Annotated in this window: 1 protein-coding gene; it reads right to left on the bottom strand. The window is 56.7% G+C overall.

The features are described 5' to 3' along the window. A partial coding sequence (locus A3750_RS05970) for an SIS domain-containing protein (RefSeq protein ID WP_156498442.1) occupies window positions 1–270 on the bottom strand: 270 nt, incomplete at both ends.

A 270-nucleotide genomic window follows, 5' to 3' on the forward strand; every position in this document is an offset into this window, starting at 1 on the left:
AGGTAGAGATGGCTACCAGTACATCACCTTCCTGGCCTAGGCCCGAAAGCTGGCGCGAGAACACGTCCTCATAGCCATAATCATTTCCGATCGCAGTGAGCGCCGAGGTGTCGGTGGTGATGGCAATCGCAGCGAGCGATTCCCGGTCATAGCGATACCGACCAACAAGCTCGGCTGCGAGGTGCTGTGCATCTGAAGCGCTACCGCCATTTCCAGCGAAGAGAATCTTCTTGTCGTCTCGAAGAGCCTCGACGCAAAGTGCGATGGACT

This window comes from Oleiphilus sp. HI0079 (genome assembly GCF_001635105.1).